22 protein-coding genes and 1 pseudogene are annotated in these 24,130 nt (G+C 62.7%); 12 read left to right on the top strand and 11 right to left on the bottom strand.

Features of this window, described 5'->3' with window-relative positions; all coding sequences use genetic code 11:
• The first annotated feature begins 76 nt into the window (after positions 1–76).
• From AAFG13_RS24620 to AAFG13_RS24600, 5 genes are all read left to right on the top strand, one after another.
• Positions 77–1,408: an MFS transporter gene (locus tag AAFG13_RS24620; protein ID WP_212316691.1), complete on the top strand. Its 1,332-nt coding sequence runs from the start codon at positions 77–79 to the stop codon at positions 1,406–1,408.
• 94 nt (positions 1,409–1,502) lie between these two features.
• A complete protein-coding gene (locus tag AAFG13_RS24615) occupies positions 1,503–2,099 on the top strand; it encodes an adenylate kinase (RefSeq protein ID WP_212316693.1) in 597 nt (198 codons plus the stop codon).
• Positions 2,099–2,416 carry a hypothetical protein gene (locus AAFG13_RS24610; RefSeq protein ID WP_212316695.1) on the top strand — a complete coding sequence of 106 codons (318 nt, stop codon included), beginning with the start codon at positions 2,099–2,101 and terminating at the stop codon, positions 2,414–2,416. The genes AAFG13_RS24615 and AAFG13_RS24610 overlap by 1 nt, the downstream gene beginning before the upstream one ends.
• Positions 2,407–3,204 carry an SDR family oxidoreductase gene (locus AAFG13_RS24605; protein ID WP_212316697.1) on the top strand — a complete coding sequence of 266 codons (798 nt, stop codon included), beginning with the start codon at positions 2,407–2,409 and terminating at the stop codon, positions 3,202–3,204. The genes AAFG13_RS24610 and AAFG13_RS24605 overlap by 10 nt, the downstream gene beginning before the upstream one ends.
• Positions 3,150–4,049, top strand: a complete 900-nt coding sequence (locus tag AAFG13_RS24600; protein WP_342708497.1) for an alpha/beta fold hydrolase — start codon at positions 3,150–3,152, stop codon at positions 4,047–4,049. The genes AAFG13_RS24605 and AAFG13_RS24600 overlap by 55 nt, the downstream gene beginning before the upstream one ends.
• A 27-nt stretch (positions 4,050–4,076) precedes the next feature.
• On the opposite strand, the gene AAFG13_RS24595 is transcribed toward AAFG13_RS24600, so the two are convergent.
• Positions 4,077–4,997, bottom strand: a complete 921-nt coding sequence (locus AAFG13_RS24595) for a LysR family transcriptional regulator (protein WP_342708496.1) — start codon at positions 4,995–4,997, stop codon at positions 4,077–4,079.
• A 116-nt stretch (positions 4,998–5,113) separates the two neighbouring features.
• Here AAFG13_RS24595 and AAFG13_RS24590 point away from each other — a divergent pair, with 116 nt between their 5' ends.
• The 4 genes from AAFG13_RS24590 to pucL all read left to right on the top strand — a co-directional run bounded on the left by AAFG13_RS24590 (position 5,114) and on the right by pucL (position 8,136).
• Positions 5,114–5,530, top strand: a complete 417-nt coding sequence (locus tag AAFG13_RS24590; protein WP_342708495.1) for a hypothetical protein — start codon at positions 5,114–5,116, stop codon at positions 5,528–5,530.
• Positions 5,531–5,807: 277 nt separating this feature from the next.
• Positions 5,808–6,098 (top strand): hypothetical protein, encoded by a 291-nt coding sequence (locus AAFG13_RS24585; RefSeq protein WP_212316706.1) that lies wholly within the window; start codon positions 5,808–5,810, stop codon positions 6,096–6,098.
• Positions 6,099–6,187: 89 nt separating this feature from the next.
• Positions 6,188–7,069 carry a 2-oxo-4-hydroxy-4-carboxy-5-ureidoimidazoline decarboxylase gene (uraD, locus tag AAFG13_RS24580; protein WP_212316708.1) on the top strand — a complete coding sequence of 294 codons (882 nt, stop codon included), beginning with the start codon at positions 6,188–6,190 and terminating at the stop codon, positions 7,067–7,069.
• 224 nt (positions 7,070–7,293) lie between these two features.
• Positions 7,294–8,136 (top strand): factor-independent urate hydroxylase, encoded by an 843-nt coding sequence (gene pucL / locus AAFG13_RS24575; RefSeq protein ID WP_342708494.1) that lies wholly within the window; start codon positions 7,294–7,296, stop codon positions 8,134–8,136.
• A 301-nt stretch (positions 8,137–8,437) separates the two neighbouring features.
• Here the strand turns inward: pucL and AAFG13_RS24570 are convergent.
• Positions 8,438–8,587 (bottom strand): annotated as a pseudogene (locus tag AAFG13_RS24570) (transposase); the annotation flags it as partial.
• 343 nt (positions 8,588–8,930) lie between these two features.
• Here AAFG13_RS24570 and AAFG13_RS24565 point away from each other — a divergent pair.
• Entirely contained in the window at positions 8,931–9,962 is a 1,032-nt protein-coding gene (locus AAFG13_RS24565) for a hypothetical protein (RefSeq protein ID WP_342708493.1), read from the top strand.
• 148 nt (positions 9,963–10,110) lie between these two features.
• Here AAFG13_RS24565 and AAFG13_RS24560 read toward each other — a convergent pair whose 3' ends face one another.
• Together AAFG13_RS24560 and AAFG13_RS24555 are read right to left on the bottom strand one after the other, a co-directional pair.
• The gene (locus tag AAFG13_RS24560) at positions 10,111–12,831 is read right to left on the bottom strand and encodes a molybdopterin-dependent oxidoreductase (RefSeq protein ID WP_342708492.1); all 2,721 of its coding nucleotides are present in this window, start codon (positions 12,829–12,831) and stop codon (positions 10,111–10,113) included.
• Entirely contained in the window at positions 12,828–13,649 is an 822-nt protein-coding gene (locus AAFG13_RS24555; protein WP_212316712.1) for an FAD binding domain-containing protein, read from the bottom strand. The genes AAFG13_RS24560 and AAFG13_RS24555 overlap by 4 nt, the downstream gene beginning before the upstream one ends.
• A gap of 132 nt (positions 13,650–13,781) precedes the next feature.
• On the opposite strand from AAFG13_RS24555, the gene AAFG13_RS24550 reads away from it, so the two are divergent.
• Entirely contained in the window at positions 13,782–15,131 is a 1,350-nt protein-coding gene (locus AAFG13_RS24550) for an 8-oxoguanine deaminase (RefSeq protein ID WP_212317238.1), read from the top strand.
• 55 nt (positions 15,132–15,186) lie between these two features.
• Here the strand turns inward: AAFG13_RS24550 and AAFG13_RS24545 are convergent, their stop codons facing one another.
• The 4 genes from AAFG13_RS24545 to AAFG13_RS24530 all read right to left on the bottom strand — a co-directional run bounded on the left by AAFG13_RS24545 (position 15,187) and on the right by AAFG13_RS24530 (position 19,884).
• Positions 15,187–16,263, bottom strand: a complete 1,077-nt coding sequence (locus AAFG13_RS24545; RefSeq protein WP_212316713.1) for a BMP family ABC transporter substrate-binding protein — start codon at positions 16,261–16,263, stop codon at positions 15,187–15,189.
• Between the two features lie 70 nt (positions 16,264–16,333).
• On the bottom strand, positions 16,334–17,251 hold the full coding sequence (locus tag AAFG13_RS24540) for an ABC transporter permease (RefSeq protein WP_212316714.1): 918 nt from the start codon (positions 17,249–17,251) through the stop codon (positions 16,334–16,336).
• Positions 17,238–18,329, bottom strand: coding sequence for an ABC transporter permease (locus tag AAFG13_RS24535; protein ID WP_342708491.1), 1,092 nt, complete (start codon positions 18,327–18,329; stop codon positions 17,238–17,240). Before AAFG13_RS24535 ends, AAFG13_RS24540 begins: the two co-directional genes overlap by 14 nt.
• The gene (locus AAFG13_RS24530; protein ID WP_342713386.1) at positions 18,313–19,884 is read right to left on the bottom strand and encodes an ABC transporter ATP-binding protein; all 1,572 of its coding nucleotides are present in this window, start codon (positions 19,882–19,884) and stop codon (positions 18,313–18,315) included. Before AAFG13_RS24530 ends, AAFG13_RS24535 begins: the two co-directional genes overlap by 17 nt.
• A 594-nt stretch (positions 19,885–20,478) precedes the next feature.
• Between AAFG13_RS24530 and AAFG13_RS24525 the strand changes: the two genes are divergently transcribed.
• On the top strand, positions 20,479–21,522 hold the full coding sequence (locus AAFG13_RS24525; RefSeq protein ID WP_249132044.1) for a hypothetical protein: 1,044 nt from the start codon (positions 20,479–20,481) through the stop codon (positions 21,520–21,522).
• Between the two features lie 109 nt (positions 21,523–21,631).
• On the opposite strand, the gene AAFG13_RS24520 is transcribed toward AAFG13_RS24525, so the two are convergent.
• The 3 genes from AAFG13_RS24520 to AAFG13_RS24510 form a co-directional block, all read right to left on the bottom strand.
• Positions 21,632–22,132 carry a nucleoside deaminase gene (locus tag AAFG13_RS24520; RefSeq protein WP_212316718.1) on the bottom strand — a complete coding sequence of 167 codons (501 nt, stop codon included), beginning with the start codon at positions 22,130–22,132 and terminating at the stop codon, positions 21,632–21,634.
• Positions 22,133–22,315: 183 nt separating this feature from the next.
• A complete protein-coding gene (locus AAFG13_RS24515) occupies positions 22,316–23,194 on the bottom strand; it encodes an ABC transporter permease (protein ID WP_212316720.1) in 879 nt (292 codons plus the stop codon).
• Position 23,195: 1 nt separating this feature from the next.
• A complete protein-coding gene (locus AAFG13_RS24510) occupies positions 23,196–24,077 on the bottom strand; it encodes an ABC transporter permease (RefSeq protein WP_342708490.1) in 882 nt (293 codons plus the stop codon).
• Positions 24,078–24,130 lie beyond the last annotated feature (53 nt).

Below are 24,130 nucleotides of genomic sequence, written 5' to 3'. Positions count from 1 at the left end.
CACCGCCGGAACTGGGGACGCCACCGCGGTCTCCCGCTCGGCGTCGGAATCAAAAGAACATTTGGAGGACACCAGGATGCACCCACCCGCAAAGGGATCTCTGTCGGTACTGGAAAGTCCGGCGCACAAATCCCTGTTCTCGAAGATCGATTGGCGCCTGATTCCGCTTTTGTTGATCGCCTATATGATCGCCTATCTCGACCGCATCAATATCGGCTACGCGCAGCTGCAGATGAAGCAGACGCTGCCATTCGACGATGCGGTCTACGGTCTCGGCGCAGGCATCTTCTTCATCGGATATTTCCTGTTCGAGGTGCCGAGCAACCTGCTCCTGGAGCGGATCGGCGCGCGCAAGACCCTGCTGCGCATCATGGTGCTGTGGGGGCTCGCGGCCGCCGCCATGATGTTTGTGTCGACACCGTTCCAGTTCTATCTCGTCCGGTTCCTGCTCGGTGTGTTCGAAGCCGGCTTCTTTCCCGGCGTGATCCTGTACTTCACCTATTGGTATCCGTCGGCGCGGCGCGGGCAGGTGATCGCCACCTTCATGTCGGCGACGACGATCGTGTCTGTGATCGCCGGTCCGCTGTGCGGCTCGATCCTGAAGTACCTCGACGGTGCCGGCGGCCTTCATGGCTGGCAGTGGCTGTTCCTCGTCCAGGGTCTGCCGGCGTTGATTCTTGGCATCCTGGTTTACGTCTTGCTCGAGGACAAGCCCGCGCAGGCCGCGTGGCTCTCGAAGGACGAGAAAGCCCTGCTCGAAGACACCTTCCAGCACGATGAGAAGGACATCGAGAGCGAGCCCTCGGGAACGTTCGGGCAGATGCTGAAGGATCCCAAGGTCTACGTGCTATCGTTCGTCTATCTGCTCCTGCTCGGCGCGACCTACACGATGGTGTTCTGGATGCCGACCCTGATCCAGAGTTGGGGTGTCAAGGATCTGTTCCTTGTCGGCGTCTATGCCGCGATCCCGAATGCCGCCGGCGTCATTGGCATGATCCTGATCGGCCGTCACTCCGACAAGTGGCACGAGCGTCGCTGGCACTATGCCGCCTGCGTCGCGATCGCCGCTTTCGGCCTGTTCATCACCACGATGCTGCAAGGCAACCTCGTCGGATCAATCCTTGCGCTGTCCTTTGCGGTGATCGGAATTGCGTCGGCAACGCCGCTGTTCTTCGCGCTGACCAGCGAATATCTTTCCACCGGCGCCGCCGCCGGAGGGCTTGCGCTGATCAGCAGTCTCGGCAACCTCGGCCCGGCGATCAGCCCTTCGATCAATGGACTGATCGTGCGAGGCACCGGCGACAACATCTACAGCATGTACTTCGTGATGGCGCTCTACGTGTTGTCGGGATTGCTGTTGCTGCTGTCGATGCGGCCTGCTCCCAGTGCGCGGCTGGCGATGGCGTGAGGACAATTCGAGCGGCCCGGCCCGTACGGAGCCGGGTCGCCCGACGGTCCGTCGGAAAGCTGCCGGTGATCAAGCGAATATCGGGACACATGCGATGAGGATCGTTCTGCTGGGGCCGCCTGGTGCGGGCAAGGGAACGCAGGCGAGGCGCCTGGTCGAGGCGTACGACATACCGCACCTTTCGACAGGCGACATGCTGCGTGCTGCGGTCGACGCGGACACCGGCATCGGACGGAAGGTCAGGGATATCATGGTGAGTGGTGGGCTGGTTCCGGATCAGCTCGTGATCGCCGCGGTGATCGAACGCATCTCGCAAGCGGATGCCGAGCGTGGCTTTGTGCTCGACGGCTTCCCGCGGACGATGGCGCAGGCGGTCAGATTCGATGATCTGCTCGATACCGAAGGTCTTGCGATCGACCATGTCGTTGAGCTCCAGGCCGACGAGGCGGTGTTGCTGGACCGGATCGAGGCGCGGGCCCGTGAAGCGCGAGAGCAGGGCGGCGCGGTGCGCGCCGACGACAATCACGAAACGCTCAAGCTGCGTATCGACGCCTACAACGAGCAGACCGCGCCGCTGGTCGACTACTATCGATCGCGGAACATCCTCAGAACCGTCGACGGACTGCAGCCGGTCGAGGCCGTCGCCCTCGACGTCGTCAGGGCGATCGGCCAAGATCGTTCGGTGACGTGATGCCGGCGACGCAAAATCGCGATCCGCAGGCCCGGCTGTCGGGCCATGTCGACCGGATCGAGGTGCTGGAGCCGTTGCGCAAATCGCTTGGCGAGGTGAAGGAAACGGCCGGTCAATTCGAGCAGGCCCAGGCGTTGCTGCGCGCGATCGAACGGTTCTCCCGCACACATGCTGCCGACCGGAAGTGCGCCGGCACGCCTGCCGAGCTGGCGCGGCGCGACGAACGTCGTCTGGCGCGGCGGCGGCTTGTTGCGCGCGCCGTCCGTGGATTGCGCAGAACCGTTCTGGCAGCGAAGGGAGGCGCCTCATGTCGGTGAGCGGAAATGAAGGTCAATGCGCGCTGGTGACCGGCGCATCGGGCGGCATTGGGCTCGAGCTCGCACGCGTGCTCGCGGCCAATCGCTTCAGCCTCGTGCTATTGGCGCGCAGCCGCGACAAGCTGCAGGAGCTTGCCCGCGAGCTCAAGGCCGATCATGGCACCAAGGTGACCATCGTTGCCGCCGATCTGAGCGAACCGGCGGCGCCGCAGGCGGTGTACGATTCGCTGAAGGATGCCGGCGTCCGGGTCGACCTCTTGGTGAACAATGCCGGCCTTCTGCTCGAAGGACGCGTCGCCGCAATCGGCCTCGATGACCAGTTGCGGCTGCTGCAGGTCAATGTCGTCGCCATGACGGCACTGACTCGTCTCTTCCTCGCGCCGATGCTCGAGGGCAACAGTGGACGGATCCTGAATGTTGCGTCAGTCGCGGCGTTCATGCCGGTGCCAAACCTTGCGGTCTACGCCGCGTCAAAGGCCTATGTGCTGTCGTTCGGCGAGGCATTGTCCCAGGAATTGAGCGGCAGCAAGATCACGCTGACGACGTTGTGTCCCGGCGTGACGGACACCGGGATGGTCCACGGCACCAATCTCGGAAATATGCCGAGCATGATGATCATGGATGCGAAGACCGTCGCACAGGAGGGCTACCGCGCCTGCATGGCGGGAAAGCCGGTGCATGTCGCAGGACTTGCCAACGAGCTGGCGGTCCAATGGATCAAGTACCAGCCGAGTTGGCTGTTGCGGGCCATCGGCGGGGTGTTCGGAAAGGCCGCGCCGCCGAACTGACGTCTCGTGCTCGCCAGGCGATGCACGGTTGCGGGGCTGTTCTTGAGCATCAACAAGGGACGTTACTCATGGGACGTGACGAGCAGACCGTCGAACCACCCTCGCTCGCGCTGCTTGCCGCGGAAGGGCGCGGCATTCTCGACATCCCGGCGCTGCTTGCCGTGGCGGCGCCGCTTCTGGCGACTGCGCCGCGGGGACAGCGGCATCCGGTCATGGTTCTGCCCGGGTTGGGCGCCGATGACCGGTCGACATTGGCGATACGCTCGTTTCTCGAGTTCCTCGGTTATCAGGTTCATGGATGGGGCCGCGGCCGCAATGTGCGCGCGCCGGACGCGGACCTCTCCGCCGTGGTGGCTCGGGTCATCGAACTCGAAAAGCAGGGCGGCTCGAAGGTCAGCCTGGTCGGCTGGAGCCGCGGCGGCATCATCGCGCGCGAGGTTGCGCGGCAGATCCCCGCGGCGGTGCGGATGGTCATCACGCTCGGCAGTCCGTTCGCGGCTCCGGGTGCGAGCAATGTCCGCGCGATCTGGCGGCTGCTGACCGGCCAGAAATATGAGCCGCCGACCGCCGAGCGGATCAGTCGCCTCGCGCAACCGATTCCGGTGCCGACAACATCGATCTATACCCGCACCGATGGTGTGGTGGCGTGGCGCGCCTGCCTGGAGCAGGAGGGTGAGGAGCGCGAAAACGTCGAAGTGAACACGACGCATATCGGGCTTGGCTTTCACGCGCCGGCGCTGTGGGTGATTGCCGATCGCCTCGCCCAGCCGACGGGCAGCTGGAAGCCGTTTCGTCCGCCTCCGCAGGTCGCGATCTGGTTTCCGGCAGCGGCGCGTCGCGATTGAGGCCGCAAAGGCGCGGCCTGTCTCAGTCTACCGCGCACTGCTTCCCGGTGTTCGCATCTCGCCGACCATCATCCGCAGCAGCTGCATCGCGGCGGGCGGCAACGTACGTCCCTGACGCGACACCACATGGGTGCGGCCACGATGCAGCAGCGCGTTCTTCATCGGCAGCGCCACCACCTTGGCGGCGTCGGCCTCCGTCATCGCAAGGCGCGATGCCAACGCATAGCCAAGTCCGGCGGTCACGTAATGGGCGAGCGCATCGAACGAGGCAGTCGTAAACGCGAAATTGAGGCGGACGCCTTCGCTGATCTCAGCGGCCTGGACATGCTGGCGCAGGCCGAAATTCGGATGCATTGCGGCTCCCGGGTAGGGTGCGAGGTCGGCGAGCTTGAGCGGCCGACCGAGCTGGGTCAGCGGATGCCCGTGCGGCACTACGGCCCTGATCGGATGCGGCTGCGAATGATGCGAGCGCGGTCGATCGTCGCGAGGCGGATTGAACAGGACACCGATATGTGCGCGTTCTCCCACGACTTGCTGCACGATCTCGTCGGTGCTCCCGATGTCGAGGCTGATCGTGATCTTCGGGTGGGTTTGCATGAAGCGGCACAGGCAGCTCCTGGCCAGCCAGTCGACATAACCTTCGCCCGTCACGAGATCGATATGACCCGACTCGACCTTGCGGATGCTGTCCATCTGCGCGAGCAGCGCCTGTCGTTCGCCCTGCTGGCGATGCAGGTAGGCGGCCAGCAGCTGGCCGGCGTCGGTCGGCGCAACGCCGCGGCCTCGCCGTTCGAGCAGGCGCGCGCCATACTCCTTCTCGAGCAGGCCGAGTGCCCGGCTGACCGCCGAGGCATCCATGCCAAGCGCACCGGCGGCGCCGCGCACGGAGCCGCTATTGAGCACCTCCATGAAATGGTGCAGTCGACGCGGCTCCAGCTTGGCGCTCATCGGCATGGTCCTGATCGTTGCAAACAGTGCAGCGAATATTCAATCGTGCGGCCATTTATGCAAGCACGTCGGGGTGGGGGCGCGATAACGGCCAGGCATCGGGAGTTGGGTTCGCGATGCGGTCGCGCATCACGGCATGCTCCCTGTTCGGCGCAGCCACCGCGCTGCAATTCCAGCTGTCGGCGTTCGGCATCGGCATTCCGAATGCCTTGCTGATCATGCTGCCGTACCTGCTGGCGCTGCTCGCCGTCGGCGGTCTGGTCGGCCGGCAGATGGCGCCGGCGATGATCGGCTCGCGCAGCGAGCCGTTGCGGGCGCGACTTCGGCCGGACGGGCAGGCATCAGGCCGAAGTTGTCTTGGCGAGCCAGAGTCTGGAGTTGGACTAGTGTCCGGCCGGAGCCGAATAGCCCCCGGTGTAATAAGAGGAAACGGGGCTGTTTACCCTGGGTTGCTGCCAAGCCGCATAGGCGTCGGTCGGACGGGACTGCGATTGCTGAACCGGTGCAACCTGTGGCTTGCGGTGGCGCTCTGAGGCCGTGGCGCTTTGCAAGGTCGATCCGAGCAGCAGACCGGCCGTCACGACGTAAACAACGCGAGTGTTTTTCTTCATTGGGTTCTCCCTTGGGCTCCTGGCCGGAGGAATCGCTCGGCCTGGTTTTCCGCAAATAGTGCTTGCAACAACGTTGCTTAGCCCGACGGCGATCACGAAGTGGTGCGCAAAATAATTGGGCGCGACTAAACTTTTGGCAGGGTCTATCGTTGGCAGACTCCAATCGCACGCGCGCAAACCATCCGAGAACACACAGCCGATGAAGACGAAAATCTTGTTAGTCATGCTGTTGGCCGCTTCGCCAGCGGCGGCCGAGACGCGAACGGCGCCCAAAGCCGTTCCGAAAGCTGCGGCCGTACCAGCAGACATTTGCGCCCCGATCGGCCGGACTGCGAAAGGCGAGCTGGTCTATTCGATGAAATGCCAGGACGTGCCGGTCGCTGCAGCGCCAGCGGTCGAGTCCAAGGAAGCTGCGCCGCCGCCCGAACCGGAAACGCAGCGCACCGGATTATTCGGTTTGTCCTACGACCGGCGGAAACAGGGAGACTAGTGCATTGCAGCGTGCGGTGCATCGCGCGGAATGACCCTGCGCGCCGCATGTCGAAGAGCCATCCATCGAATGGACCAGCGGACGAATTCATGACGACGTTGATCGATCTCAACAATGCGAGCCGAGATGACTTTGTCGCGGCTCTCGCCAATGTCTTCGAGCATTCGCCGTGGGTTGCCGAACAGGTTGCGATGAAGCGGCCGTATGCCGGGATCGCTCAATTGTTCATGGCGATGAAGGCGGCGGTCGAGCAGGCACCGTCCGAACTGCGACTGGCACTGATCAAGATGCATCCCGACCTCGCTGACAAGACGCAGCGTGCAGCGGGTCTCACCGATGATTCCTTTGCCGAGCAAAATAGCGCGGGGCTCGATCGGCTGTCGGGTGCGGAATACGATGCGTTTCAGCGCGTCAACAATGCCTACCGCGCCAAGTTCGGATTTCCTTACATCGTCTGCGTGCGCCGCCACACCAAGGATTCCATTCTACGTGATTTCGAGCGGCGCCTGCCGAATGACATCGCGGTCGAAATGCAGACCTCGGTGGAGGAGATCTGTCGCATCGCGGCCCTGAGGCTCGACCAGATCGTGATGGCTGACGACCGGCTTGCCGTTCACGGGCGTCTCTCGACCCACGTGCTGGATACCCACAGCGGCAAGCCCGCTGCCGGGGTTGCGGTCGAGCTGATCGAACTCGCGGGGCTGGGCACGAGCCGCGTGGTGACGCGCGCTTTGACCAACGCCGACGGACGGACGGACCAGCCCTTGATTGGCGGCCGTCCCGTTCCGGCCGGGACGTACGAGCTGCTGTTCAGCGTCGGCGATTATTTCGCCAGGCGCGGCGTGCCATTGTCTGATCCACCGTTCCTTGACCGGATACCCCTGCGCTTTTCCGTCAGCGAACCCGAAGGCCATCTCCATGTGCCGCTGCTCGTGACGCCATGGAGCTACGCGACCTATCGCGGAAGTTAGGTACGGAATCGCAACCCGCTGATGACTGCTGAAAGGTGTGGCAGGGATGGTGAAGATTCCGGCAGCGAGGCCATGCCGTGGGTGCCACTTCCGGTGATCGAACCTGGTCTATCCATGACGCGGTGCGTGGCGCGAGCTTGCCGATGGCACAAACGTTGCTCAATACTGGCCACGACGGGCGGCGGGCCATGCCAGCCCCGGGGGCCATAGCTGGAGGCTTTGACGTGCTGCTGATCAAGAACCGATATGGCAAGGGCCGGGTCCGCGTGATGCGGATTCACCGTGATGGAGAGCGGCAGGAGGTCAGTCAGCTCAATATCAAGGCGATGGTCGAAGGCGAGTTCGCGCGCACCTATACCCATGCCGACAATATCATGACGGTCTCGACCGACACCATCAAGAACATCGTCAATGTGGTCGCTCGCGAGAACACCGGTCTCTCTGCCGAGGAATTCTGCCAGGTCCTGGCGAGAAAATATCTCGACACCTATCAGCAGATTTCATCCGTCGCGATTACCTCGCACGAGACCAAATGGAGCCGGCTGAGTTTCGACGGCAAGCCACATCCGCACAGTTTCGTGCTCGATGCCAACGGCCGCCCGACGGTCGAGGCCACGATGACGCGCGATGGCTCCTCGACGCTGAGTTCGGGCGTCGATGGGTTCGCATTTCTGAAGTCGACCCAGTCGGGCTGGGAGAACTACCTCAAGGATCGCTACACCACGATCCCGGAGACCGCGGATCGCATCTGCGCGACCAGCATGGTCGCGTCGTGGGCATGGTCCGCAAAGCCCGCGAACTATCCGGCGACGAACGCGAAGATCCTTGACACCATGCTAAGGGTCTTCTCGACGACCTACAGCAGGAGCGTGCAGGACAGTCTTTACCGTATGGGCGAGGCGGCGCTTGCCGCGGTCCCTGAGATATCCGAGATCAGCATGGCCTGCCCAAACATGCACTTCATCCCGATCAATCTCTCTGCCTTCGGGCTGGATAACAACAACGACGTCTTCCTGCCCACCGACGAGCCTCATGGACAGATCGAGTGTACGGTGGGGCGGAAGTAGGCCTGTGCTCCTGCCCCGCGTTGCGAGCCGCGTCGACGGCGGCCACCCCGCAGCAGGCGCGCTGCCAAAATATCGAAAACAACCCCATGCAAAGTAGCTGGCGGCTGCCGGCGTTCGACGAGGCAACTTGACACGTCGGGCAACTCAGGAATATTCTTCCAATATTCCGAAATCGTGTACCCTCCTCGCCCGCACCGGAGCTATTTCCGTTCCGATGGAATCGGAACGGAGCTCTAGATTCTGGCTTTGACGCGTTTTCTTCACGCGAACCGGCAGCCACTTCGATCGGAAACGCTCTAAATTAGGCTGCGGGCTCATTAGGGCGCAGCCAGAGCCTGATTGACGCAAGCTGAATGAAGGCAAGGTAGTTGGCGGCGAGCCTGTCGTAGCGCGTCGCTATTCGACGACATTGATTGGTCTTGTTGAAGAACCGTTCGACCCGATTGCGCAGTCCACTTGCAGGGCCGTAGTGCACAAGCGGGGAAGACCAAAGCTCAAATTTTATGAGTTTGAGCAATCGAAACGTGACCGACGCCAAGCCAGGTCCCGGCCGTTAAAGTCGCTTTAATCACCTGCGCTGCAGCCTCCGGCAGCAGTCCTGAAGTAAGACTATACGCTGAAGATTGATCGTCGCTGCGGCTGTGGACGGATTTGTCGCTTGCTTCGCCGCTGAGGCTGGCGCGCTTCCCGAACGATCGGAAATTGCATTCGCACGACATTCCCAGGGTGCTTGCCTCGAAGGACCAGGCAGACAAACGCCCGAACTCTAGGCGGGTCCGACCGGAAGCAGAGGTATGAGCATGACATGGGTCGAGCGCCAGATACGCAACACGAGCTTGCGTCAGCTCGGCGCATGCCTTCTGCTGTTCGCGTTTGCGGCTGTCATGGTGCTGGAAAACGTACAGTTTCTCGGCAACTACGCCAGAGGCGTCGTCGCGATGTCGCAAGACCAAGTGCGCGCGGTGACGAGCCTTCCGCAACTGTCGCGTAACTGGGTCGCGCTGCAGGCCGATAAAGTCGTTTCGACCGGCGTCTACTCCCGGCACAAATATGACCACGCGATATTCTCTGTTGCTCAGTTCGGGGATCGCTTGCTCTTGATCAAGGCGGCTCCGGATCGCGTTCTCGACGCGAGAGCGCTGAGCGGCGGTCTGCTTGCCGCCGACATTGAGACAATCGACCGGATCAGTCGCCTCGTTAAGCGGAGTGGCGATGCCAGCGCGGCGTTCCTCCCTGTCATGCTCGACACGGAGAAATACACCTCCGCGGCCGTTGCGGCCGTGCTGATCTTGATTGCGGTACCATTGGCGCTCGTTGCGTTGATCGGCGGGCGAGCACTATCGCGATTTAACGAGCCATCATCGCATCCCGATTTGCGTGCGGTCTGCAGGCAGTCCGCCAATGCGTTGGAAATGCTCAGCGCGGGACTGGAGCACGACATTGTGACAGCCAGATCTGCCTTGAAGCTTCGCGGCCACGTGCGGATTACTGACACGCACGTGTTGCAAAGGGGCTGGTTCAGGTTCCGACTGATGCCGCTGTCGGACATGCTCTATACCTATAGCATGACGACTACGACACTGATGTACGGCGTGATACCGACCAGCCGCTCGCATTCGCTGATGCTTTACTTCTCCAACCAGAAGATGCGGGCTTCTGTCCGGAAGGCGCAAACTGCTGAGGTCATGGAGCACTTGGGGAGAGTGGCGCCATGGGTGTTGCTCGGCCACGCTCGGGAGCTCGACAAGGCGTACAAGAAAAACAGGTCCAGGCTCATTGACCTCGTCGCGGCGCGGCGCAAGCTGGTCGCAGCCGGTTCGCCATAAACGAGGCTGCATTTCCGGGCGGCTATTTGTTTCCAACTTACCGCTTTTGGCCATCGCGACATATTGCGCTGCCGCACTAACCTGGTCGCTATATGGGGAAAGCGACGTAGTCACCGGTCACGCCGCGCGGCGTTCATAGGTGCACGGCCTAGCCGAATTTCTTCAGCAACTCCGGAAACAGCCGGTCAGGCTTGAAGGGAACGTCGGTAAAGCGGATGCCGGTGGCGTCGGCGATGGCGTTGCCGAGCGCGGCGGCGACGGGGTTGTAGGGGCTCTCGCTCATCGATTTCGCTCCCATCGGGCCGACGCTGTCGGAGCTGTCGGCAAAATAGACGTCGGTGCGCGGCACGTCTGCGAAAGCTGGCAAGTGATAGTCCCGGAAACTCGGATTGATCACGCGGCCGCCGCTGTCGATCACCAACTCCTCAAAGAGTGCCGCGCCCAGCGATTGCGCCACGCCGCCCTCGACCTGACCGCGGCACTGCATCGGGTTGGCGACACGGCCGGCATCGGCGGCCTGCACGCTCCTCAGGATCTTCAGCGCGCCGGTACCCTTGTTCACTGCGACACGGAACCCCTGCACGTTGAATGCGACCGAACGCGGCGTTCCCTCCGACGTACCGCTGGCTTGCAGGACCTGGCCGCTGCCGCGCGCCGAGCGCGCAAGCTCGATATAGGGCAGTCGCTGCCTGCCGCAGACCGCGTGATCGGCCTCGAGCACGCAGGTGCCAGGATCACCTCCAGCCAGACGGCAGGCCAGCGCCTTCAGGTCGCCCGCCAGATTCTCGGCCGCTGCCTGAGTCGCGCTTCCGGCCACGAAAATCCCCGCGCTGCCATAGGCGCCGGTGTCGTGGCCGCCATGCGCGGTGTCGGATTGTCTCAGGCGGATACGATCGACCGAAGTGGCGAGCGCGGTGGCCGCGATCTGGCGATGCACCGTGCTGGTGCCGTTCCCGAATTCCGCGGTGCCGACGGTCAGCTCGAAATGCCCGTCGTCGCAGAGCCTGATCTTGCAATCCGCGAGGTGGCCGGCGGGTGGTACGGTATCGATCATGGTCAGCGCGATGCCGTCGCCGACCAGCCAGTCGGCGGAGAGCTGCGGTGTGGGGGTTCCCGCTGACATCGCGCGCTCGACCAGGTCGAGACACTGGTCGAGGCCGTAGGAGCCGTACGTCACGTCGTGATATTGGGAGCCGGGTGGCGCGAGCATCGGGTCGCCTGGCCTGACGACATTGCGACGGCGCATATCGAACGGCGAGATGCCGAGCTGCTTGGCGAGTTCGTCGATGGCCGCCTCGACGGCGATCAGCGTCTGCGGCAGACCATAGCCGCGGAAGGCGCCGGCCGGCAGCGTGTTCGTGTAGCAGGCAATCGCATCAACCTTCTTGTTCGGGCAGTTGTAGACGCTGATGGATTCGCTGACCGCGTGGAAGAGCACAGGACCTGCGTGATTGCCATAGGCACCCGTGTTCGAGAGCACATCGAGCTGCAGGGCTGTCAGATTGCCGTCCTTGTCGGCCCCCGCCTTGACTGTCACCCGCATTGGATGCCGCGTCGAGGTCGCCGTGAATTGCTCTTCGCGTGTGAGTTCGAGCTTGACCGGCCGCCCCGTGCGGAGCGCGGCGAGCGCCAGGATGTCCTCGACGAGCATCTCCTGCTTGCCGCCGAAGCCGCCGCCGACGCGCTCGCAGAACACCCGGACCTTGTCGGTCGGCAGCTTGAAGAGGCTGGCCAGCGTGCGGCGGGTCAGGAATGGGACCTGCGTGCTGGAACGGACGTTGAGCACGCCCGAGGAGTCAAGCCATGCCAGCCCGCCATGGGTCTCCAGTGCGGCGTGCTGGACGCGCTGGGTGGTGAAGGTCCCCTCATAGGTGACAGCCGCCTCGGCGAATCCGCAGGTGACGTCGCCAAATTCGCCATGCGTTTCGGCGACAATGTTGCGCGCGGCATTGGCGACGCGATGCGCGGTCGTCTTGTCGGCATGAATGGCCGGAGCGCCTGCGGCGATAGATTCGGCGGGATCGAACACGGCGGGAAGGATCTCATACGCGACCTTGATCAGCCGGCAGGCATTTTCCGCGGCGGCTTCGCTGTCCGCCACGACAGCTGCGACCTTCTGACCGATGAAGCGGACGGTCGTGTCGAGCACCCTGGTGTCATCGGGATCCATCCAGTCGCGCTCGTGGCGCGCGGTCGAGAACAGGCAATCGGGCGCGTCCTCATGCGTCAGCACCGCGTGGACGCCGGCGGCCTTCAGCGCATCCGTCTTGTCGATCGCGACTATTCTCGCGTGGGCGTGAGGAGAACGCAGCAGCTTGATGTGCAGCAGGCCGTCGATCGTCGTGTCGAAGGTGTAGGGCGCTGCACCGTGCACGATCAGGGGGCCCGCGGGGGCGGGCAGGCTGCGGCCAAAGGCCGTGCCGGCCGTGGCATCCTCTATGTTGATCTTGCCGTCGAGCGCGTCCTGGATCGAACGATAGCCGGTGCAGCGGCAGATATTGCCCTTCAACGCCGCGTCGAGGTCCTGCCGTTGTGCCTGGTTCAGCGAGGCACAGGTCAGGATCATGCCGGCAGTGCAGAAGCCGCACTGAAATCCCTGCGCATCGAGAAACGCCTGCTGCAGCAGATGCATGCCGGTGACGCCGGCAAGACCCTCGATGGTGGTTATCGCATGGCCGTCAGCGCGGAATGCCGGGATCAGACAGCTATGGACCGGCTCGCCGTCGAGCAGCACCGTGCAGGCGCCGCAGTCGCCGGCGTCGCAACCCTTCTTGACGCCGAAATGGCCGAGCTCGCGCAGGAACGTACGCAGGCATTGTCCGGCACGCGGGTGGGTCGAGAACGTCTTGCCGTTGATCTCGAACGTCATGGGTGCGCCTGCAATTCGTCGCAGATTTCCTCGGCAAGCCGCAACGTCATGTGCTTGCGCCACAGCGGCCTGCCGTGGACGTCGGCGTGGTAGAGGCCATCCGCAATGCGCCGCTGGATCGTGTCGCGGAGTTGGTCGGCACGAGGCATGGCAGGAAACGACAATTGCACCGGCCGCACCGTCGAGGCGGTGACGGTCAGTGTGAAGCTGCCGTTGTTGTCGACGCTGCCGATCAGCAGCGCGGCTGAGCGGCCGACCGGCGTCAGCGAAATCTGGCGGAATGCCGAGCGCCGCTTCAGGGCTGCGATCGGGATATCGATTTGCCGCAGCAGGTCACCGGGGGCCAGCACGTTTGCATGATCGCCGGTCACGAAGTCCATGACCGGGATGGTTCGCTCGCCGCCGCGGGCTGGCCAGATCGTGCACACGCCATCGAGCGCCGAGGTCAGCGAAATCATCGGTCCCGCCGGGAGCGACATGCAGATGTTGCCGCCGACGGTCGCGGTCTTCCAGATCTTGAACGAAGCGAGAAAAGCACGGCAGCACTGGTTGATCAGCGGTGCGGCCATCCAGTCCGGCGGGCAGGCCAAGGCATCGAGCTGCGCGACCGTACAGGTCGCCGCAATGCTCAGATGCGTGTCACCAATCGTAAGCGCCGGCCAATTCAGCTCAGCGAGATCGACCAGGCGGGTGAGATGTACCTGAGGTTCCGAGAACAGCCAGGTCCCGCCCGCGAGCCAGGCATCGCCTGCCGTCCAAACGGGCAGTTGCGCCCGCGAGAGCGGATGGACAACCTCGGTGATGGTGTTCAAGTCCATGGATACGCCAGCGCTTTCAACGAGATGCATCATTGACTATGAAGTCCTGCAAGAGCAACGCCAAGTCTCGCTGGACGTGGGACGGTCCTTGCAGGTCAGGAATGGCGTTCGCCGCCTCGGGAGACGAAAATGATGGATCAAATGCAGGCAATCTGGATCAAGGATCCCCTGTCGATTCTGGCCAACGGAGCCGAACGCGGCGTTGTGGTCCATGGCGGCAAGATCGTCGAGTGCGTGGGCGCCGGGCATCAGCCGACGACGGCGAATGTTGCGGTCTACGACGCGAGCGCTCATGTCGTGCTGCCCGGGCTGATCAATACCCACCATCATTTCTATCAGACGCTGACGCGGGCGCTGCCGGCTGCGATGGATCGCGAGCTGTTTCCCTGGCTGCAGGCGCTGTATCCGGTGTGGGCACGACTCACGCCGGAATCACTCGAACTCGGCGTCAGCGTTGCGATGTCCGAGCTGCTGCTGTCCGGTTGCACCACGACCACCGATCACCACTACGTGTTTCCGGCGGGGCTCGAGGAGGGGATCGACATCGAGGTCGCGGTGGCTAGGCGGCTGGGTGTCCGTGTGCTGCTCACGCGCGGCTCGATGAACCTCTCGCAGCGTGACGGTGGATTGCCGCCAGACAGTGTGGTGCAGGACGAGGATGCGATCCTTGCCGACAGCGCACGGCTGGTATCGAAGCATCATGAGCGCGGCGAGGACGCGATGGTGCAAATCGCCCTGGCGCCGTGCTCGCCGTTTTCGGTGACGACGTCGTTGATGCGTGCGACTGCCGATCTCGCCGATAGGCTGGATGTCCGGCTGCACACGCATCTTGCCGAGACCGAGGACGAGAACAGGTTTTGCCAGCAGATATATGGCTGTCGCCCGCTCGATTACCTCGAGCAGTGCGGATGGCTGAATGCCCGGACCTGGCTGGCTCACGGCATCTTCTTCGATGCACAGGAGATGAAACGGCTGGCCGGGGCCGGAACGACCATCAGCCATTGCGCCTGCAGCAACCAGCTCCTGGCGTCCGGTTGCTGTCCGGTCTGCGAGATGGAGGAGGCCGGCGTGGTGATCGGGCTGGGTGTCGACGGCTCGGCGTCGAACGACGGATCCAACCTGATGCAGGAAGTCCGCGCCGCGTTCCTGCTGCAGCGCGCCCGTTACGGCGTCACGAAGGTCAGCCACAAGGATGCGTTGCGATGGGCGACCAGGGGCTCGGCCGCCTGCGTCGGCCGTCCGGAACTGGGCGAGATCGCCGTCGGCAAGGCGGCTGATCTCGCGCTGTTCAAGCTTGATGAGCTACGCTTCTCCGGCTCTGGCGACCCACTTGCCGCGTTGGTGCTTTGCGGCGCACATCGTGCTGATCGGGTGATGGTCGGAGGGAGGTGGGTCGTGATCGACGGAGCCATTCCCGGGCTCGATGTCCCGGACCTCATCCGACGTCACAGCGCAGCGGCGAACGCAATGCACGCGGGATAGCGCGCAAGGAGACTCGGGCCGGATCACCCGAGCCCGAGCCTGATCGTGATCGGGTCTATTTCCCGGGGAGCTTGTCGTCGATCCCTTTGACGTAGAAATTCATGCCCAGGATCTGAGTGTCCTCGAGGTGATCGCCGCCCTTGCATTCGACGTCCTTGCCGTCCTGCGTGACGACGGGGCACTTGAATGGATGCAGCTTGCCGGAGGCGATAGCGGCCTGAGTGTCCTCCGCCATCTTCTTCACGTCGTCGGGCATGTTGGTGTAGGGAGCCATCTCGAACATCTTGCTTTCGAGGCCGCCCCAGGTGTCTTCGGATTTCCAGGTGCCGGCGAGCTCGGCCTTGACGCGCTCAATGTAGTAGGGCGCCCAGGTGTCGAGGATCGAGGTCAGCTGCGCCTTGGGACCGAACTTGATCATTTCAGAGTCCTGGCCGAATGCGAGCTTGCCGCGTTCGCTTGATACCTGCATTGCAGCCGGGCTGTCGGTGTGCTGCATGATCATATCGGCGCCCTGGTCGAGCAGGGCCTTGGCGGCGTCGGCTTCCTTGCCGGGATCGAACCAGGAGTTCACCCAGATGATCTTGACCTTGATGTTCGGGTTGATGGTCTGGGCGCCCAGCATCGTCGCGTTGATACCCGACACGACCTCCGGAATCGGGAACGAGCCGATGTAGCCGAGCACGCCGGCCTTCGACATCTTGGCCGCGATCTGACCCTGAATGTAGCGGCCCTGGTACCAGCGCGCCGAATAGGTCGACATGTTCTTGTCGCGCTTGTATCCCGAGCAATGTTCGAAGTGCACATTGGGATATTTCTTCGCGACCTTCAGCGTCGGATCCATGTAGCCGAAGGATGTGGTGAAGATCAGTTTGTTGCCGGCACGCACGAGCTGTTCGATCGCACGTTCGGCGTCCGGTCCTTCCGGCACGTTCTCGAGGAATGTCGTTTCGATCTTGTCGCCAAGTTCCTTCACAAGAGCCTGGCGCGCCAGTTCGTGCTGATAGGTCCAGCCGAGGTCGCCGACCGGTCCGAGATAGATAAAGCCGACCTTCAGCTTGTCGGCGGCCCAGGCGCCACTGTTGATGCAGCCGGCCAGGAGAATCGCTGCCGCCGCAAATAATGTTCTCTTCATCTCAATCTCCAAACGGGGAAACCATAGTTCGGAACGTGGGCGCCCCATCGCGGCACGTACCGACATCAAGCTAGCGGTCCGGCACGAATACGGTTCCGAGCGCAGCGGGCGCCGTCGAGCCGCCGGTGCGCGCGCGAGAGAGCAGAACCAGAACGATGATGGTCGCGAGATAGGGCAGCGACGACATGAACTGCGATGGAATTCCGATGCCGGCGCCTTGCGCGTGGAGCTGAAGAATGGTGACGGCGCCAAACAGGTAGGCTCCGACGACCAGCCGGGCCGGCCGCCAGCTCGCGAAAACCGTCAAGGCCAGCGCGATCCAGCCGCGGCCTGCCGTCATGCCGGGAATGAAGAAGGGTGTGTAGGCGAGCGGCAGATAGGCGCCGGCAAGCCCGGCGCAGGCGCCGCCGAACATCACTGCATAGAGCCGGATCCGGAGCACCGGATAGCCCAACGCATGGGCGGAGACGTGGTTGTCGCCGCAGGCGCGCAAGATCAGCCCGGCCCGCGTCCGATACAGGAACCACCAGACGCCGACCACCAGGGCGATCGAGAGATAGACAAATCCGTCTTCTCCAAACAGGATTCGCCCCGCCAGCGGAATGTCGCTGAGGCCCGGAATGTGGAGATGCGGCGCCGGCGTGATGCGTTCGCCGACGAAGCCGGCGCCGATCAGGCCGGACAATCCGATTCCGAGGATGGTCAGCGCGAGGCCCGTCGCGACCTGGTTGACCGCGAGCCCGAGCGCCATCAGCGCAAAGATCAGCGACATCAGGATGCCGGCGACCATGCCGCAGAGCGCGCCGACGATGATCGAACCGGAGAGCCACGCGCCGCCGAAGCCGCAGGCGGCGCCGACGATCATCATGCCTTCGACGCCGAGGTTGAGCACACCCGAGCGCTCGGTCACGAGTTCGCCGGTGGCTGCGAGCAACAGCGGCGTGGAAGCCGCCAGCACCGACAGGATGATGGCCTCAATGAGCCCCACTTTGCACCTTTGGCGATGAGGAAATAAGCCGAAAGCGGTAGAGGATCAGGGAATCGCAGGCGAGCACGTAGAACAGCAGAATGCCCTGGAACACCTTGGTGACGTCCAACGGGATTTTCATCGCGATCTGGGCCTGCTCGCCGCCGATAAAGGTCAATGCGAGGAACAATCCTGCAATTAATATTCCAATTGGGTTCAGTCGCCCGAGGAAGGCGACGATGATCGCAGTGAAGCCATAACCCGGCGAAATGCCCGGCTGCAGATGGCCGACCGGGCCAGCCACCTCGATGATGCCGGCGAGCCCGGCCAGCGCGCCGGAGATTGCAAAGGTCAGCAGCACCAGCTGATTGGCGTTGAACCCGCCGAACCGCGCTGCCCGCGGCGCGGCGCCGACGACCCGGATCTCGAAGCCCTTGATGGTCCTGCCGAGCAGCACCGCGCCGGCGGCCACCACGAGCAGAGCGATGATCGAGCCAAGATGCAGCCGACCGCCTTCGATCAGCGTCGGCACGGTCGCCACCGGATCGAACTCGGCCGTGGTCGGAAAGTTGAAGCCTTGCGGATCACGCCAGGGACCGCGCACGAGATAGTCCAGCAGGAGGTCGGCGACATAGACCAGCATCAGCGAGGTCAGGATCTCGCTGGCGCCGAACCGCACCTTGCAGATCGCCGGAATCAGTGCGTAGAGCGCGCCCGCGGCCGCGCCGAGCACGAGCATCCCCGGCAACACCCAGTGGCCGGCATCGGTGCCCTGGGTCTTCACCGCGAGCCAACTCCCGGCCACCGCGCCGATCAGGAATTGGCCTTCGGCACCGATATTCCAGGCGTTGGCGAGATAGCACAACGACAGGCCGATCGCGATCATGACCAGCGGCGTTGCCTTGACCGCGATTTCCTGCAGGGAGTAGCCGTCGGTCAGAGGGTCGATGAAGTAGACGGCGAGCGCGGCAATCGGATTCTTGCCGAGCACTGCGAACACGATGCACAAGGTGGCGATCGTCAGCCCGATTGCGATCAGCGGCGAGATGAGCGCGATCGTGGCCGAACGCTCGGCGCGCTTCTCAAGCACGAGTTGCATGAGGTGTCTCCGGAGCTTCGATGCTGCTGCCGCCCATCAGCAGGCCAAGCGTCTCGCGGCTGGCTTCGGCGGTTGGCACGGGGACCGACAAGCGGCCATGGAACATCACGGCGATGCGGTCGGTGATTTCGGCAAGTTCATCGAGATCCTGGCTCGTCACCAGCACCGCGGCGCCGCCTGCGGCAAGATCGAGCAGGGCCTGCCGGATCACGGCGGCCGCACCCGCGTCGACGCCCCAGGTCGGCTGGTTCACGATCAGCACGACGGGATCGCGCAGGATTTCGCGGCCGACGATGAATTTTTGCAGGTTGCCGCCCGACAGGCTCGCCGCTTCCGGGTCGCGCTTGGCCTTGCGCACGTCGAAAGTCTCGGTGGTGCGGTCGACGGTCTTCAGGGTTGCGGCCGTGTTCACGAAGCCATGAAGCACCATATTGCCGATGGCGTGGCCGGTCAGGAGGGCGTTTTCCGAGAGCCGCATGCGCGGCGCCGTGCCGTGGCCGAGCCGTTCCTCCGGGATGAAGGCCGCACCCAGCTTGCGGCGCCTGGTGATTGACAGGTGACCGGCCGCGTGTCCGTCGATCACGATCGTGCCCGGGTCCTTCGCCAGCCGCTCGCCGGAAAGGGCTGCGAACAGTTCGTCCTGTCCGTTACCGGCAACACCGGCGATGCCTAGAATTTCACCACCGCGGAGCTCGAACGAGATGTGCTCGAGCCGTATGCCGTGCGGATCGTCGGGTGCGAGGTTGAGATCGTTGACCAGCAGGCGAGGCACGGTGATCTGGCGGCTCGCCGCAGCCTTCACTTCCATGATCTCGCCGCCGACCATCATGCGCGCAAGTGACGCCGCGGTCTCAGCCCTGGGATTGCAGGTCTCGACCTTGCGTCCGCCGCGCAGGATCGTTGCGGTGTCGCAGAGCCGCTTCACCTCGTCCAGCTTGTGGCTGATGTAGAGAATCGCGCGGCCTTCGGCCTTGAGGCGGTTGAGCACGATGAAGAGCTGATCGGCCTCCTGAGGTGTCAGTACGGCTGTCGGCTCGTCGAGGATCAGGAACTGTGGATTCTGCATCAGCGCGCGCACGATCTCGATACGCTGCCGCTCGCCAACCGAAAGCTGCCAGACCTCCCGCTTCGGATCGAGTGGAAGTCCGTATGTACGCGACACCTGCTCGAGGCGCGCCGACATGTCCTTGAACGGCTCCTTGCCGTCGAGGCCGAGCGCAACATTCTCGGCGACCGTCAGATTGTCGAACAGCGAGAAATGCTGGAACACCATGCCGATTCCATGTGCGCGCGCATCCGATGGCCCAGACAGCACGATCGTCCTGCCCTGCCAGCGGATCTCGCCCTCGCTCGGCTGGATCAGGCCGTAGATCGTCTTGACCAGGGTGGATTTTCCGGCGCCGTTCTCGCCGAGCAACGCATGGATCTCTTGCGGCCGAATATCGAGATCGATCTTGTCGTTGGCGAGAAACGAACCGTAGCGCTTGGTCAAGCCGACCGTCTGCAGAAGCGGCGTGGCACCTGTGTGCTGCGCGGCAGATGTCGTGTCTGGCATCCCGGGATATCGCATGCGTGGAGAGAGGAGCCGCAATAGTGGGCCAGTTTTCACGCACGCGTAAGTAGGGAAAAAGCGCCAGTGCTTGCTCAAGGCTTCGGCACGGTTGAATCGCTCCGTAAATTTGCGGGGTCGACGGTCAATCGGCCTTGCTTCCACGTCCGTGGAAGTTGTTGCAGAAATGTGACTGTCGATCCAATTCGAAAGTGGAGCGGTCAACGATGACGCAAAGTTGAGCAGCGTGTCGCTGCTGGATTCCAGCGGATTTCCCGCGTCCCGGCGGTACGTCCCCGCGCTGTGCGCAAATGTCGCGGAAGTCTAGCAATGATGGGCATAATTCGAAAAATCCAGAATTCTGTCGAAGCGAATTTTGCGGCCGTCAACCGCTACAGGACCGGCCCAACCAAACTGATCTCGCGGAGGTTGCTGATCAAACACGCGTCAGCGCGTGGAGAAACTTCGGGCTTCCCGTTCGCCCCGAAGCTGCGCCACGCTCCTGCATCAGCACGAATTCGTCGCGTTCACTCCTGGGGGTCTTTCACAATGTTCAACATCCGCCGAACCTTGTCGGCCGCGGCACTATCATTGGGGTTGATGCCGGTCGCTAACCTTGCAAGCGCCGCAGATCTGCCAGTCAAGGCACCCAAGCCGGCGGCTGATCTGCCATTCTTCCTGGTCATCGACGACCGCGTGACCTACTCCTACATCTTCTCCGGCACTGATCCGGGCGTATTCTCCGTCCGCCCCGACGGCAGCATCAACGGAAAGACCGCCAAACAGGTCTACTCGTTCACGCATTTCGATATCTGGGCCTATGGCCAGAACTTCTTCACGATCTCGATGTACAAGTCGGATCATAACGACCCGGCGTCACCGTGCTCGAATGTCGGCGTGACCATCACGGGAGCTCCGGCAACCTGCGCCGGCGCGACCGAGATCTACGGCCTGTTCCGCTCGACCTTCGGCTGGAATCAGATCTTCAACACGAAGGCGTTCAGCATGGGGCCGCTGAACAACATCTCGTTCGAAATCGGCATGGACGCCAACACGGAAAACAACTTCCTGGCGCCCGCCAAGCGTGACGTCGTCGCCGGCCTCCAGTTCGAATTCAATCTTCCGTACAAGGGTTACATCAACGTGTCGCCGTTGATGTACTACGAGTTCTCCAATCACAACGCGTTCGACCAGTGCGGTCTGTTCGGCCCGGGTGTGCCCGGCGTGAGCTGCATCAGCGATGGCAATACCAAGTTCAACCCGACCTGGGCCGTCGAAGTGAACTACTACATGGATCTCGGCTTCCTGCCCGAGAACATGCAGTACTTCTCGATCAGTGGTCGCGCAGGCTGGTACGGCAAGAAGGGCACCGAGAACGAACCGATGGCGTTCAATCCGGTCACCAACGTCAGCACGGCGGTCGAGCTCAACTCCGAACCGATCCGTCTGACCTTCGACGCGAGCAAGGCGCTCTGGGGTCCGAAGTATTCACATTTCGTGGACGTCTGGGTGGCCTATCGCTACTGGCAGAACAAGTTCGGCCTCGATCACGCCAAGAGTGTTGTCTGTAACGTAGCCCCAGGCGTCAGCAACCATTCCTGTACCGAAGAATCGCTCTACTCCGGTATCTCTGTGAAGTTCTGATCCACCCGATCCGTTCCACGGGTGGCTCCTGGTGGCGCCGCGACACACCGCGGCGCCACTTTTCACGTTCCTGCACGGCGGGATTCCGGCCGGCAGGGTCGCTGCGCGACTATCGGGTCCAGATGCCCTCGTGCACGACCGCGGCCTCGTCTTCAAGCAACGGGCCGACGACCTCGGTTGTGCGTTGACCGCTATCGAACACATTGCGACAGGGCAGATCGAGCGTCGGATTATCGGGGTGATTGCCGGTCAGCTCGCGCAAGCGGTGTTCGCCCAGTCCGTAGACGACGCGGCCGATGCCGGCCCAGTAGATCGCGCCGGCACACATGGCGCACGGCTCGGCGGATGAATACAGCGTCGCAGTCGCGAGGACCTCCGCGGACAACGTCGTGCATGCCAGGGTCGACAGCAGTCGCTCGGCGTGGGCCGTGCCGTCGCGCGACGGCATGAAGCCGTTCTCGGCCTCGAGCAGGACGCTGCCTTCGCGATTCACGAGAACGGCGCCGAAGGGATGATTGCCATTGCCGATCGCGCGGCGCGCAACCGCGAACGAGTGCCGCAGAAAGCTCTCGTCGTCGAGCAGGTGGTTCGAGTTGTTCGCGTCGCTCATCAACGATCTCCTCGCCATTCACATCCAAGCGGCGGCTGCGAATTGTCAGCCGGCGTCTTCCTTGCCCGAAATCGTGATGACGGCAATCTCGGCTCTCACGGCTGCAATGGCGTCGCTGGCCCGGCCATTCTCTCCCGGTCAAGGCGGCGATGCCATTCGACGATCCGGATGCGTGTGAGGATTTTACACCAGCCCCTTGCCCGCGTCCGATCCATGACGTCTCTGCCGGGCCTGAAGCACAAGAATGACAACCAGCGCCAGAAAGATCACGAGAAAGGAAACGGCGCTCGTCAATGTTCCGAGCGCATAGATATCTGGCTTCGTGACGGTGGTCGTCAGGCCCTGCAGGTCGAGGGGCAGTGTATTGACAGGGCCGATGGTCTGGCTCGAGCGCGCGAGCTCGTCCCAGGACAAGGTGAACCCAAACAGGCCGATACCGACGACCGATGGCAATATGATCGGCAGCACAACATGCCGAAATGTCTGCCACGGCGTGGCGCCCAGGTCGCGTGCCGCTTCTTCAAGCCGGCTATCGAACCTGTTGAAGATCGCAAACATGATCAGGAGACCGAATGGCAAGGTCCAGGTCAGATGCGCACCGAGGCCCGATGTAAAAAGCCCCATTGCCGTTGTCCAATCCGCGGCGCCGCTCTTGATGATGAAGTCGTCAAGCAGCCGGAATTCCAGGGCGATGCCGAGCGAGGTAATGATCGATGGCATGATCAGGCTGGCAATGGCCACATAGAATAGCAAGGTCGCGCCGCGGAACGATCTGCGGAAGGCCAGGCCTGCCGAAACCGAGAGGACGACCGTAAGCACCATGACGACGAGGCCGAGCTGAAGCGATCGCCTGAAAGCCGCAGCGATGTCGACGATGCCTGAGCCGGAGAACACCTTGCCGAACCACACCAGGGACACACCATTCATGGGGAATGTCAGGCCGCCATCCGGCCCCTGAAACGACAGGATGTAGATCGCGAACATCGGTCCGTATAAAAACAGGACGTAAGCGGTGAAGAATGCGGCGAGAAGATAGAAGGATCGCGATCGCTTCTCGTTCATCTCACAGCTCCTTGCGAACATCGACGATTCGGGTCAGCGCCGAAATGATCAGGATCGTGATGCCGAGCAGGATGACCGCATTGGCCGCGGCGGCCGGGAATTGCAGCGCATTCAGGCGCGTCTCGATGATCTTGCCTGCAGATGCAATCTGCTGGCCGCCCATCACGCCTATCGTGACAAAATCGCCCATTACGATCGTGATCACGAAGATCGAACCAATGACGATTCCGGGTTTTGCCAGCGGAATAACGACGTTGACCAGGGTCTGCCATCCGGTGGCGCCGGCGTCATAGGCGGCTTCGATCAAACGCTTGTCGATGCGAATCATCGAGTTGAAGATCGGCACCACCATGAAGAATGTGAAGAGGTGAACGAGGGCAAGTACGACGGAGAACTCCGAGAACAAGAGCCACTCCAGCGGTTGCCGGATCAGTCCCACGCCCTCGAGCCCCCGGTTGACCAAGCCGTTCCGGCCAAGCAGCGGAATCCATGCGATCATGCGGATCACGTTCGACGTCCAGAACGGGATGGTGCAAAGCAAGGTAAGTACGATCTGCCAGGTTTTGGACCGGACGTGGAACGCGAGAAAGTAGGCGACGGTGAAGCCGATCAGAAGGGTCAGGCTCCAGGTCAGCAGGCACAATTTCAACGTCTTCAGATAGGTCTTCAAGATGGTGCAGAGGTTGGGCAGATCGGCGATGCATCCCTCGAACGTGTCGCCGTAGCCACGCAGGCTAAAGGCCGGGATCATTTCATATTCGTTGTAGTCCCAGGCGCTGACAATCGTCACAAGAAGCAGCGGCAAGAGGAAGAACACCGAGAAAACGAGCATCATCGGTGCAGCCTGGAGCCAGGCAACGAAGGTCTTGCGGTCTTGCATCATCGAACGGTGAATCGCGGTGATGGCGCAGCAGGACTTGTCAAACGCCTTGTCCT

Source organism: Bradyrhizobium sp. B124, from assembly GCF_038967635.1.
Lineage (GTDB): Bacteria > Pseudomonadota > Alphaproteobacteria > Rhizobiales > Xanthobacteraceae > Bradyrhizobium.
This window is presented reverse-complemented; position numbering and strand designations above follow the sequence as displayed.